The sequence below is a fragment of the Thalassospira sp. CA1 genome (assembly GCF_059052855.1).
On record NZ_JBZCIA010000006.1, the window covers coordinates 1 to 12,784 of the forward strand.

13 protein-coding genes are annotated in these 12,784 nt (G+C 55.8%); 7 read left to right on the forward strand and 6 right to left on the reverse strand.

Annotated elements, in window-relative coordinates:
• Nucleotides 1-116 precede the first annotated feature (116 nt).
• The 6 genes from AC5Q5A_RS11630 to AC5Q5A_RS11655 all read right to left on the reverse strand — a co-directional run bounded on the left by AC5Q5A_RS11630 (nucleotide 117) and on the right by AC5Q5A_RS11655 (nucleotide 6,876).
• Nucleotides 117-572: a DUF3237 domain-containing protein gene (locus AC5Q5A_RS11630; protein WP_063089091.1), complete on the reverse strand. Its 456-nt coding sequence runs from the start codon at nucleotides 570-572 to the stop codon at nucleotides 117-119.
• A gap of 10 nt (nucleotides 573-582) precedes the next feature.
• Nucleotides 583-1,878 (reverse strand): TRAP transporter large permease, encoded by a 1,296-nt coding sequence (locus AC5Q5A_RS11635; protein ID WP_063089092.1) that lies wholly within the window; start codon nucleotides 1,876-1,878, stop codon nucleotides 583-585.
• Complete coding sequence (locus AC5Q5A_RS11640; protein WP_493895368.1) at nucleotides 1,871-2,458, reverse strand: TRAP transporter small permease; 588 nt, start codon at nucleotides 2,456-2,458, stop codon at nucleotides 1,871-1,873. The genes AC5Q5A_RS11635 and AC5Q5A_RS11640 overlap by 8 nt, the downstream gene beginning before the upstream one ends.
• A gap of 65 nt (nucleotides 2,459-2,523) precedes the next feature.
• Nucleotides 2,524-3,552, reverse strand: coding sequence for a TRAP transporter substrate-binding protein (locus tag AC5Q5A_RS11645; RefSeq protein ID WP_493895369.1), 1,029 nt, complete (start codon nucleotides 3,550-3,552; stop codon nucleotides 2,524-2,526).
• A 205-nt stretch (nucleotides 3,553-3,757) separates the two neighbouring features.
• Nucleotides 3,758-5,008 (reverse strand): thiolase family protein, encoded by a 1,251-nt coding sequence (locus AC5Q5A_RS11650; RefSeq protein ID WP_493895370.1) that lies wholly within the window; start codon nucleotides 5,006-5,008, stop codon nucleotides 3,758-3,760.
• Between the two features lie 5 nt (nucleotides 5,009-5,013).
• The gene (locus AC5Q5A_RS11655; RefSeq protein WP_493895371.1) at nucleotides 5,014-6,876 is read right to left on the reverse strand and encodes a feruloyl-CoA synthase; all 1,863 of its coding nucleotides are present in this window, start codon (nucleotides 6,874-6,876) and stop codon (nucleotides 5,014-5,016) included.
• Between the two features lie 244 nt (nucleotides 6,877-7,120).
• On the opposite strand from AC5Q5A_RS11655, the gene AC5Q5A_RS11660 reads away from it, so the two are divergent.
• The 7 genes from AC5Q5A_RS11660 (at nucleotide 7,121) to AC5Q5A_RS11690 (ending at nucleotide 12,778) form a co-directional block, all read left to right on the forward strand.
• A complete protein-coding gene (locus AC5Q5A_RS11660) occupies nucleotides 7,121-7,885 on the forward strand; it encodes an SDR family NAD(P)-dependent oxidoreductase (protein WP_493895372.1) in 765 nt (254 codons plus the stop codon).
• Nucleotides 7,886-7,917: 32 nt separating this feature from the next.
• Complete coding sequence (locus AC5Q5A_RS11665; protein ID WP_493895373.1) at nucleotides 7,918-8,697, forward strand: crotonase/enoyl-CoA hydratase family protein; 780 nt, start codon at nucleotides 7,918-7,920, stop codon at nucleotides 8,695-8,697.
• 157 nt (nucleotides 8,698-8,854) lie between these two features.
• The gene (locus AC5Q5A_RS11670; protein ID WP_493895374.1) at nucleotides 8,855-9,907 is read left to right on the forward strand and encodes a TRAP transporter substrate-binding protein; all 1,053 of its coding nucleotides are present in this window, start codon (nucleotides 8,855-8,857) and stop codon (nucleotides 9,905-9,907) included.
• A 1-nt stretch (nucleotide 9,908) separates the two neighbouring features.
• Nucleotides 9,909-10,469, forward strand: a complete 561-nt coding sequence (locus tag AC5Q5A_RS11675) for a TRAP transporter small permease (protein WP_493895375.1) — start codon at nucleotides 9,909-9,911, stop codon at nucleotides 10,467-10,469.
• Nucleotides 10,466-11,788 (forward strand): TRAP transporter large permease, encoded by a 1,323-nt coding sequence (locus tag AC5Q5A_RS11680; RefSeq protein ID WP_493895376.1) that lies wholly within the window; start codon nucleotides 10,466-10,468, stop codon nucleotides 11,786-11,788. The genes AC5Q5A_RS11675 and AC5Q5A_RS11680 overlap by 4 nt, the downstream gene beginning before the upstream one ends.
• Nucleotides 11,789-11,814: 26 nt before the next feature.
• Nucleotides 11,815-12,294, forward strand: coding sequence for a MarR family winged helix-turn-helix transcriptional regulator (locus tag AC5Q5A_RS11685; protein WP_158586134.1), 480 nt, complete (start codon nucleotides 11,815-11,817; stop codon nucleotides 12,292-12,294).
• Nucleotides 12,295-12,316: 22 nt separating this feature from the next.
• Entirely contained in the window at nucleotides 12,317-12,778 is a 462-nt protein-coding gene (locus AC5Q5A_RS11690) for an acyl-CoA thioesterase (protein WP_493895377.1), read from the forward strand.
• The last annotated feature ends 6 nt before the right edge of the window (nucleotides 12,779-12,784 follow it).

Genomic DNA, 12,784 nt, shown 5'->3' on the forward strand with positions numbered 1-12,784 from the left:
CACGTACTCAAGACTTAAATCAATTTATAATTGATTCATGCAACAAAAAAAAACGCCCCCGATTTACCGGGGCCGTTTTTGTTTGGGTCACGTGTGGTAAGTCGTCAAAGCGGCTGTTACAGAACTTCGTAGACCGAGACATATACCGTGCTTTTTTCGCGCTGTCCGGATCCGACAAAGATCCGGTGATTAAGCCAGCTATAGCGTTCATCGCCGGTTTCAAACCGGGGCTGGGTGCGCATGTAATATTTCGACGGATCGACATGTTCACCGCGTGCAAGCGCGTCCAGAACATCCTTCGGACCATGGCGGAAACCGAAATTGCGGATATCAATCAGCGCCCCGTCATGGGTTTCGATGCAATATCGGGTATCAAGTTCGGCCACACCGTTTTCAAAAACGGTTTGCCAGTCCGCACCCAATGCCAGAACGCGGCCGTTCAACGATTTGCCTTCGACGTGACCGCCAATGATCGGAATGATCCGGCGTGTGCCACGCATTGAGTTGCCAAGCTCCATCGGGGCTTCCAGCTCGACCGTCAGATCGCAAAAATGTTCAAGTTCAAGCTTCATATCGGCCTCTTTAGTTCATGGTCGTCGGCAGGAAAAGAACGATGGATGGCACCAGAACCAGCAGGATCAGGCGAATGATGTCGACCGCAACAAACGGGATGACGCCCTGAAACACCTTTTGCAGGGGCACTTCGCGGGCAATCGAGTTGATGACAAACACATTCATCCCGACAGGCGGTGTGATCAGGCCAAGTTCGACCGTCATGACAACGATGATGCCAAACCAGATCGGATCAAACCCCAACTGGGTGACCACCGGAAACACGATGGGCACCAGAAGAATGATCATCGCCATGGCATCAAGGATGCAGCCCAGCAACAGGAAGAACACAAGGATCAACGCAAGTGTCGGATAGGCCCCGATATCAAGCCCGACCAGCCATGCCGTGATCTTTTGCGGGGTCTGGGTGATGGCCAGAAAATAGCCAAACAGGATCGCACCGATCAGAATGGTATAGATCGCAACCGAGGTGCGCAGGGCCTCGACCAGACTATCAAGAATGCTGCGCCAGCCAAGCCGACCACGGATCACCCCGATCAGGGCGGTCAGGACAGAGCCAACCGCCGCGGCCTCTGTTGCCGTGACAACACCCAGATAGATGCTGCCGATAATGGCGATGAACAGGGCCAGAACCGCCCAGACATCGCGCAAGGATCGAATGGCGTTGCGCAAATCAAACGGTTCGCCCGCCGGCAATCCGCGGGCATAGGTCACCCGAAAGGCCAGCATATACATCACAATCGCCAAAAGGCCCGGGATGATCCCAGCAATGAAAAGCTTGCCGACATCCTGTTCGGTGATAAAGCCATACACCGCCAGAACAACCGATGGCGGGATCAGAATGCCAAGCGTACCGCCCGCGGCAATCACCCCGGTTGCCACATGGTCGCGATAGCCACTGCGCTGCATTTCCGGCAAAGCGACCTTGGTCATCGTTGCCGCCGTTGCCACCGATGATCCCGATATGGCGGCAAACCCGGCACAGGATGCAATGGTCGAAAGCGCCATGCCGCCCCGAAATGATCCCAGCCACGCCTGCCCTGCGCGAAACAGTTCGCGCGACATGCCGGAATTGGTGGCAAGAACGCCCATCAGGATAAAGAAGGGAATGAGGCTAAGGTTAAAGTCGGTGATGGTGCGGATCGGCGATTGCGCCAGAAGGTTGAGTGCAGGCGTCGGGCCAACAATTGCGGCAAAGCCGCCGACACCGACAATCCCCATCGCAATGCCGATTGGAACCCGAAGCAGCATCAGGGCAAACAGCGCAACAAATCCGCCAAGTGCGACAAAATCGGCTTCAGTCATCAGTTCCCCCTGAACCACCAGTTTGCTTTTGTCTTTTCGGGTCGGAGGCAATATGTGGCTCTGACTCGGCGGGTTCAAAATCATCCAGACCGGCATTGGTCAGCGCGATCATCAAGGCACGTGCCAGAATGGTCAGCATGCTGACCGCAACGCCAAGCCAGATCAGCCCCATGACCGGCCAGACAGGAACCTGCAGATCAAATGTCGTCTCGCCACTGTTATAGGCGCTGGTAACACGCGCCAGCATCTTCCAGCACAGCAAGCCGGTGAAGCCCAGCAAGACCATCCAGGCAAAGAAATCCGTCCATCGACGAACACGCGCGGGCAACATCAGGGCAAACAGATCGACCTTGATGTGCGATCCACGATAGCCCACACAGGCAAAGCCCCACATGATGACCACGCCCAGAAACAGGCGCGAAAAATCAAATGCATCGGGGATCGGCCATGCAAACAGGTAGCGACCGATTGCGGATGCCAGAACCAGCAGCGTAATCACCGCAAGCAAAATGGCCGAGACCATTTCGACCTTGCGCGAAAAGGCTTCCAGATATGTCAGGGAGCGATGAAGGACCCGCATGATTTATGCACTTTCAGAGGTATCGGCAGCACCGACATGCGATGCCGCCGATACAGGGAGTGTCATCAATACTTGGCGTTCTCGGCTTCGAGCGCGTCGATGAAGGCCTTGTAAATGGCGTCGGCATCACCGCCCTTGGCCGTAACGCTTTCGCGCCATTGGGCAACAAGCGGTTCGGCAGCATCGCGCCATTGTTGCAGTTCATCGGCGGTCGGCTGATACAGTTCATGATCGCCGGACGCCATCATCTTGTCGCGACCTGACGCCTCGTTCTCGGCCCAGCCCGTGGAAAAACGACCGGACCATTCCGGCGTGCAGTGATCATCCATGACCTTGCGGTTTTCGGCCGACAATCCGTCATAGACACCGCGATTGATCACAAGGATCTGCGAGGAGACATAGAACGGCATATCAAGGTGATATTTGGTTTCCTGATCAATCCCGAAGATATAGATCGAGTTCCACGGGAAGGTGATCGCATCTGCCGTACCCTTGGCGATGGCTTCGCGGGCCTCGGGGGCTGGGACCTGAACACTTGCGCCACCCAGCAGGTTTACAAACCGTGCCATGGTCGCATGGGCCGGACGCACTGCATGGCCGTTGATGTCTTCCGGCACGCGGACCGGCATTTTTGAATGGATGGTGCCGGGATCATGCGGGTTCACCAGACAGAGTTTGACTTCCGGCATTTCCTGTTCGGCGTAGTTCGCATACCACTTGTGAAGGGCGACCGAGCCATTGACCGCATCCTTCACATTGAACGGCACTTCGGTCAGGCCATAGATCGGGAAACGCCCGGCCTGATAACCCGGATTGATATAGCCGATATCGGCAATGCCATCGCGGGTCATGTCATAGTGATCAGGTGCTGAGCCCAGCTGTTGGGCCGGGAAAATGGTGAAGTCGATTTTACCCCCGGATGCCTCGCGGATGGAGTTTGTCCATTCTTCAAGACCCATGGTTTGCACCGGATGGGTTGGCGGCAGCCAGTGGGCCAGACGGAAATTCACTTCCTGGGCAGACGCACCGGAAATGGCAGACATGGCGACAACTGACGCCAAGGCAATCACTGAACCAAGTTTAAGTCGTTTCATTGTTTCCTCCCTGAGAAAACCGACACTGGCAATTTTGTTTTTGTTGCCTTGTCTGTCGGTTACTCGATTTGATCAGACCACCCTTGGAAGCCTTTGCCCCAATGGTTGGACTGATCTCCAAACCGGGCCCAAAACCAATGTCCCGGTCAAAAATAACGTCTCCGTTTGTCGCGACCCGGCGCAACTGATGGCGCCCTGGATCGTGCTATGCCAATTTCGTGTTTTCGATCAGAACAGCTATGCCCTGCCCGCCACCAATACAGGCCGATGCGATGCCATACCGCTGACCGGATTTGACCAATTCGCGCGCCAGCGTATTGGTGATCCGAACCCCGGTTGCGCCCAGCGGATGACCAATGGCAATCGCGCCGCCATTAACGTTGACCTTGTCTTCATCAAGACCAAGTTCGCGGATGCAGGCCAGGATCTGTGCCCCAAAGGCCTCGTTGATTTCGATCCGGTCAATCTGATCAAGGGTCATACCGGTTTGATCAAGAACAGCCTCGATGGCTGGCACCGGGCCAATGCCCATGATTTCCGGCGGCACACCGACAGCAGCACCTGCAATGATGCGGGCACGCGGTGTCAGGCCATGTTTGCGTGCATAATCGGAACTGCCCAGAACAACGCCGGCGGCGCCATCCACCACGGCCGATGAATTGCCCCCCGTCTGCACCCCGCCAAAGGCCGGGCGCAGCTTTGCCAGAATGTCATAGGGCGATGGCCGGATATGGCTGTCGCGGTCGACCTGATCGATCTTGCGCGGCAGACGGATGGAGCGTGCATTGCCATCTGCAAATTCAAAGGTTTCGTTGGTCACGGTGGCAATTTCACCGGCAAGGAAGCCGTTTTCCTGTGCGCTCACGGCACGGGCAAAGCTGCGTTCGGCAAAGCGATCCACTTCTTCGCGGGTAATGTTGTATTTCTTGGCAAGATTCTCGGCCGTGTCGCCCATAGTGCAACTGACCGCCGGATCCAGAAGCGCTTCCCACAGGAAGTCCTTGAATTCGACCTGCCCCATACGAAAGCCACTGCGATGGGTGTAGGCGGCAATCGGGTTGCGGCTCATGGATTCAGTGCCGACACAAAGTGCCAGATCCCCACGACCAAGTGAAATATGATCAGCAGCCTGCAGGATGACTTCGATGCCCGTCCCGCAGATCCGCTGCACAAGGTGTGCTGGGCGATCCACCGGCACCCCGGCGTAAATCCCGATATGGCGCGGCGTCATATAGGCATCATAGGATGCCTGGGCCATCGATCCGGCGACGGTAAAATCGATATCAGCGGCGCTCACCCCGGCGTCCTCGATGGCCGCGCGGGCCGCCTTGATGCCAAGATCAATCGGGGAGACCAGCCCGAAGGCCCCGGTATAATCGACAAACGGTGTGCGCTTTCCGCCCAGCAGCCAGACATCTTCAAATTCGGTCCGAAGACCTTTGGCGTTCGCAGTCATTCTGCTTATCCCTTTTTGGCAATCATGACACCGGCGGGTGACGGGTCGGTATAGAGTTCGGCCACCTTGTCAGCGCGTTTGGTCAGAACCGCGCGCTGATTGATCGAGCCCTTGTCTGTGACTTCGTGCGCATCGAGTTCCGGCGAACTTTCAAGCAGGATCGCGCGCGCGACAAAGTTCGAACTGCCGGTCGATTTGGTCGCCAGCTCATTCAGGCATTTCTGGAAATGCGCCTGCACGGCCGGGTGGGTTGCGATGTCAAGCTCCGACGCGTTGGCGGGCAGATCCGGGCACAGTTTTTTGCAGGCGGTGAAATCGGCAAAGATCAGCGCACCGACATAGCCTTCGTTCAAACCGGTCAGCACCGCATCACGCACATAGGGCGCAAAGGTCTGGGCAATGGCGGTGCGGATGGCAGCGACATGCACCCAGGTACCGGTCGAGAGTTTGAAATCTTCGCAGACCCGACCATCAAACAGGAAGCCCCGTTCGATATTATCCGGATCCACAAATTTCAGGGCATCCCCAATCAGGTAATAGCCTTCATCGTCAAAAGACTCGCGGGTTTTATCAGGTTGCTTCCAATAGCCCGGTGTAATGCTGGGTCCCTTAAGGCGGACTTCGAGCTTTTCGGCATTGGGCACCAGTTTGATATCAAGCCCGACGGCCGGAAGACCAACACTGCCCGCCTGATCAACCGCCCAGGTGGTGGTAAAGGCAAAGGGGGCCGTTTCGGTGGAGCCATAGCCGGTGACGATGACGATCTTTTCGCCAACCGTGTCCTCGGCGATCTTTTCCAGATTGTCCCAGACATATTGCGACAAACCGGCACCGGCGTATTGCATGAGTTTGAGCTTGGCAAAGAACATCTCGCGCAGTGTTTTGTTTTCGCGCAGATGATGGACAAGTGCCTCGTACCCCTTGGGGACGTTGAAATAGATGTTGGGCGATACTTCGCAAAGGTTGCGCACGGTTTCATGAATACCGTCCGGGGTCGGTTTGCCCTGATCGATATAGAAACTGCCGCCATTATAAAGCGCGATGCCGAAATTATGGTTGCCGCCAGCGGTATGGTTCCATGGCAACCAGTCAACCATCACCGGCGGTTCATCCTGCAGGAATGCCAGCGCGTGACGCAACATCATCTGGTTAAAACACAGCATGCGCTGGGTATTGATCACGGCCTTTGGCATCCCGGTGGAGCCGGACGTGAACAGGAACTTGGCAATCGTGTCTTCGGTGATTTTGCCATTGGCGGCATCGACTGCATCGGTCGGCGTGGTCTGACGGACATCTTTGAAAACATCGCAGTCATATTGCGAAAGCGGGTTTTCCAGAACCAGCAGACGGGCGTCCTTTGGCATGACGGCGGCCAGTGCCTTGGCATATTTGGCACCATCATCAACAAAGATCAGACCGGGGTTCAAAAGATCACAGATATGGCGCAGCTTGGCAAAATCGGACGACACCAGCGAATAGGCCGGTGATACCGGCGCATAGGGAATACCGGCATACATCGATGCCAACGCAAGAAGTCCGTGTTCAAGACTGTTGCCCGACAGGATCAGGACCGGGCGATCTTCGGACAGGTCCTGTTCGATGAGGTATTGCGCAAGACTGCGGACCTCGTTTCGGGTTTCAAGGAAGCTTCGTTTTTGCCAGCCGCCGGTTTTGTCACGGTCGGCCAGAAACAGATGATCGGGTGTTTGTTGCGCCCAATGGTCAAGCTTGTCGGTTATGGCGCGCGGATAGTCATCCGGCGTTTCCGTTGATCGGATATAGATCGTGCCGTTGTCCTTTTTGGACATCGAGACACGCGTATCTCCCATGCGAACCGGACGGAGTCCGGGTTCAGCAATCATAGGCATGAGACGAACCCTCCAGTTTTCATTTTCTTATTTGTTATAATTCATAACAATCATAATTCATCACATCAAGCGCAATATCTTTATGCGTGTACGCGGACCCAACAATTTGACCTTGAGTATAATTATGCTCGCGCGCGAGAGGTGCGAATTTCGATGCGATTTCAGTTGACTAATGACGATTGACGCCGCTCTTTTACTGTGTAAACATAATTGTTATAAAACATAACAAACTTTGGGTAAGGAAATGCAGCTCAATCAGGTTCCCGCCATCATTACCGGCGGCGGCAGCGGCCTTGGCGCCGCCACCGCACGCACATTTGCGGTTGCAGGCGCGAAGGTCGCGGTGTTTGATCGCAACGGCGACGCCGCCAAACGAGTCGCCAGTGAAACCGGCGGAATTGGCCTGGAAGTCGACGTCTCTGACCGAAGCTCGGTCGAAGCTGCATTCAAAACCGTGAAACAAAATCTTGGCCTGCCGCGCATCCTTGTGAATTGTGCCGGTATTGGCACCGCCAACCGTATTCTGCCACGCGATGGTAGCCTTCCGATTGATGATTTTATCAGAACACTCAACGTCAATCTGACCGGCAGCTACATCACCATGAGCTATGCCGCGCAGTTGCTGTCGGAAGCAACCCCGGTAAATGACGATGGCGAGCGCGGCGTGATCATCAACACATCATCCGTCGGGTATGAAGACGGGCAGATCGGCCAGTGCGCCTATGCGGCATCGAAGGGCGGGATTGCGTCGATGACGCTGCCAGCCGCACGCGAGTTGGCGCGGATCGGCGTGCGGGTGATGGCGATTGCGCCGGGACTGTTTTCCACCGCAATGACCGACACCCTGCCCGAGGAAGCCCGTCAGGCGATTGAAGCCAACATTCCGTTTCCCAAGCGGCTGGGCAAGGCACAGGAATATGCCGACCTCGCCCGCCATATCGTCGAAAATACCATGCTGAATGGTACCGTCGTTCGTATCGACGGCGCGGTTCGCCTGCAGGCAAAATAAAGACCAGATTGCTTTACGTAAGGAACAAGAACATGACCAACGGCGCGAATGACGTATTGAACGTCGCAATCAACGGATCGATTGCCCGTTTGACCATCACGCGACCTGAAAAGCGTAACGCGGTCAGCGATACTTTGATGGCAGCACTTGAGGCGTTTTTTGCCAATCCACCCGAAGGGGTGCGGGTTGTTATCCTGGCTGGTGAAGGCGGGCATTTTTCAGCCGGGCTTGATTTGGCCGAGCATGTTGCACGAAATGCCGCCGATACCATGCGCCATTCCCGCAACTGGCACCGCATCATGGACATGATCCAGTATGGTGGATTGCCGGTGATTTCGTTGCTTAAGGGGGCGGTCATCGGGGGCGGCCTTGAACTGGCCAGTGCGACCCATATTCGTATTGCCGATGAAACCGCATTTTTCCAGCTTCCCGAAGGACGCCGTGGCATTTTCGTTGGCGGCGGCGCATCGGTCCGGGTCGGCCGGATTCTGGGCGCGGATCGCATGATCGAGATGATGCTGACCGGGCGCAAATACAACGCCGAGGACGGCCTTCGCCTTGGTCTGACTCACTATGTTTGTGACAGCGAGCAGGCCGCCGAAGCAAAGGCCATCGAGCTTGCCAAGACGGTTGCCGAAAATGCGCAGCTTTCGAACTATGTCATGATCCAGGCCCTGTCACGGATCGAAGACATGGCAAAAACCGATGGTCTGTTTACCGAAAGCCTGTGTGCCGCCCTGACCCAAACCAGCGAAGATGCACAGGAAGGATTGAAGGCGTTTCTTGAAAAACGTGCACCTAATTTCAAGTAACCGCCTATAACAGAGCCGCAGATAATTGCGGCCATCAGATCGCATACCATAAGATCAAGGATCGGCAAGAAACCGCACAAAGCGGACGCCAGAACATTCAGGAAGGAACAGGGCCACCCAAAAAAACCGGTGCGCCCATAATGTGAGGAGACGTTCGATGTCAGGATTTTCCGTTAATCGCCGCCAGATGCTCGGCATCATGGGCGGCGCACTTGCAGCCCCTGCAATCATTGGCAAGGCACGTGCAGCCGAAGTGACCCTTCGTCTGCATCATATGTTGCCGCCGGTTGCCCCGATGCACAAGGCGTTCTTCGAACCGTGGTCCAAGACCATCCGCGAACAGTCCGATGGCCGTATCGATATTCAGATTTTCCCGGCCATGCAGCTTGGCGGCAAACCGCCGCAGCTTGCCGAACAGGTGGCAAACAACGTTGTGGATATCGCCTGGACCTTGACCGTTTACACCCCGGGTCGCTATCCGATTTCCGAAACGCTGAGCCTGCCGTTCATGGTGACAACGGCCGAGGCAACATCGGTGGCCATGCACAAGTTCATGGATGAGTTTGGTCAGGACGAATACCGCGGTATGAAGCCATTGGCCTATCATGTTCATGCCGGTGGCAAGTTCCATATGCGCGACAAGGCGATTGAAAATCAGGCTGATCTTGACGGCCTGCAAATCCGTGCCCCGAACCAGAATGTCGGTAAGGCCCTGTCCATTCTGGGGGCTGAGCCGGTCTTCTTCCCGGTTACGGAAATGGCGGTTGGCCTTGCCAATGGCGTGATTGATGGCACCTGCCTGCCCTATGAAGTGGTTCCGGCCTTCAAACTGCATGAACTGACATCGGTGCATTGCGCCCCGGCAGAAGGCGGACGTGGTCTTTATGCCAACTCGTTTGCGCTTTTGATGGCGGGCAATGCCTATGAAAGCATGCCCGATGATCTGAAAGCAGTGATTGATGCCAATTCCGGTATCGATCTGTCACGCCAGATCGGCAAACAGTTCGATAGCTTTGAATCGGTTGGCTACAAAATGTGTGCTGATCGCGGCAACAAGTTCGTCGAGATTCCCAAAGACGAAATTGAACGCTGGCAGTCAGCCACCCAGCCAGTCGTCGATGAGTGGATCGAGACCCTCAATGATGCCGGACATGATGGCAAGGCGATGATTGGTCGCCTTAATCAGCTGATCGACGCCGAGACCGCCTGACATGTCAGGAGCCACCCGTGATCAAAATGGGCGCGGCAATCGCGCTGCGCCCATTCATTTTCTTGGTCAGTTTGTTGATCGTGCCTGCATTGCATCCGCTACTGTTGCGGGTGCCGTCATGCTTGCTGTCGCCGTCACAGTAACGCTGTCAGTGACGATGAGATATATCGGCATTGGCGGCATTCGTGGTGACTTTGAAATTGTCGAAATGGGATGCGGTATCGCCGCATTTCTGTTTTTGCCGTTGTGCCAACGCAAGGGCAACCACGTCATGGTCGACATTTTCAGCATGGCCTTCCCCCAACGCACCCGCACCATTTTGGATCAACTTTGGGAGATCCTGTTCTGTTGTGGCTGGGTGATTATTTCCTGGCGGGTCGCTTACGGCCTGATTGATATGTTTGATTATAACGACCGCAGCATGCTTTTGAGAATGCCCACCTGGATTATCTATGGCTTCGCACTGTTCGGACTTGGGCTTTCAGCCCTGACCGCCTTGTCGAACGTCATCGAACAGTTTGTTCGCCCAACCACCCCATCGCAAACGGATGCCCCACAATGAGCCCGGTTGAAATCAGCATCATTATGGTCGTCGTCCTGCTGGCGCTTATTTTCCTGCGCATGCCTATTGCATTGGCAATGGCCGTTGTCGGGGCGGGCGGATATGTCGTCCTGTCGGGATGGATGCCGCTGTCGGCCTATCTCAAGACCGCGATTGTCGATAAATACATTTCCTATGACCTTGCGGTCATTCCGCTGTTTATCCTGATGGGGCAGATTGCCACCAGAACCGGTATCAGCCGGGCGATCTTTACCGCATCCAATGCCTGGCTTGGTCATTGGCGGGGTGGACTTGCCATGGCATCGGTTGCCGGCTGTGCAGCATTTGGGTCGATTTGCGGATCCTCGATTGCGACCGCAACCACCATGGGCCGGGTGGCCCTGCCCGAAATGCGACGCCACGGATATTCCGGCGCACTGGGGGCCGGAACGCTTGCCGCGGGTGGCACGCTTGGCATCCTGATTCCGCCGTCGGTGGTTTTGATTATTTACGCGCTTCTGACCGAACAGAACATTGTCAAACTGTTCCTGGCCGCGACCATTCCGGGACTTCTGGCCGTGCTTGGCTTTATCCTGGCGATTGGCGTTTATGTTCGCCTGTTCCCTGAAGAAGGCCCGGCCCACGCGGGACTTCCGATGCGCGAACGCATCCGGTCGCTTGGCGGGATCTGGCATGTTGCGCTTGTCTTCATCGCCGTTCTGGGCGGGATTTATGGCGGTGCCTTCACCCCGGCCGAAGGGGCATCTGTTGGGGTGGTGCTAATTGCGCTGACCGGCTTTCTCATGCGCAGCCTGTCGATCAAGGGCCTTTTTGAATGCGTGATCGAGACTGCCGGGACCACGGCAATGATCTTTGCCATCATTTTTGGCGCGGATCTTTTCAATGTCGCGCTTGCCCTGACCCGGGTACCGACCATGGCCGCTGAGTGGGTCGGCACGGCCGGGATCGCGCCGATGACGGTTCTGATGGTGGTGATCCTGTTTTACATCGTCATGGGGTGCATCATGGACAGCCTGTCGATGATCCTTCTGACCGTGCCGGTGTTTTTCCCGGCCTTCATGGCGATGGATTTCGGGATGGATCCGACCCATCAGGCGCTGTGGTTTGGTATCATCACCCTGATTGTTGTCGAACTGGGGATGATCACACCCCCGGTCGGGCTTAATCTGTTTATGATATCGGCGATGGCACCCGATATTCCGACCCGCAAGATTTTCCGCGGGGCGGTGCCGTTCCTGCTTGTCGAGTGCCTGCGCATCGCGATCATTGTCGCGTTTCCGGTACTGACATTCTGGCTGGTGGATATCGTCACAGGATAGCCGCGCCCAAAAAGATGGAGACACCGTTGCAAGCAAACAAAAAGAAGAAAAACGATACGGATACCGGTATTGCGGGATTGTCGCCCGACAGTCCGCTGCGCGGCTTTGTCGGCTATAACCTCAAGCGTGCCTATATGTCGATCCACAGCGATTTTGTCGCCAGTCTGACGCATCTTGACCTGAAGCCGACGACCTATAGTGCGCTTGCCATCATCAATGAAAACCCAGACATCAGTCAGACCGATCTGGCGCGGGCTCTTGCCATGGAGCGGTCGAACATTGTCGTCATGGTCGATGAACTTCAGGCGCGCGGATTAATCGTGCGCAACAAGGTGCCAACCGATCGTCGCGTTTATGCGCTGCGCACCACCGCAAAGGGGATCGAGCTTTTCCTTGAGGCCAGCCGTGCGGTTCAAAAGCACGAAGACAAACTTCTGGAGGGGTTCGATCCCGAAGAACGCGCGCACCTTGTAGAGATGCTGATCCGTATTCAGCAGGTCAAATAACGCTTAGATCAGGTAAGGTTCCATGTTGCGACTGTCCCGTGAAATCCGTGTTGAATGGGGTCACTGCGATCCGGCCCGGATTGTTTATAACCCGAACTTTTATAACTGGATGGAAGGCGGACTTCTGGCCTTGCTTTCGGTTGCCGGGTTCGACCTTGCCACCATGATCGCAAAGGATGCCGATTTTCGCGGAACGCCGCTGGTGCGTGGTGATGCCAGTTTTATGGCCCCTGCCCGGGTCGGGGATTTGATCGTGCATCATGTCGAGGTATCACGCTGGGGCGGTAAATCGTTCGACCTTTCCCATCGCTTTACGCTGGGTGAAACCACCTTGCTTGAAGGATCGCAAACCCGCGTCTGGGGACGTGCTAACCCGGACAACCCGGCAAGTCTGGTTGCCGTTCCCGTGCCTGATGCGGTCAAGGCCGCCTTGTCAGAAGACAAGGTTATCCGCCTCACACTCCATCAGGAAACGCAAGTTTAAGAGACG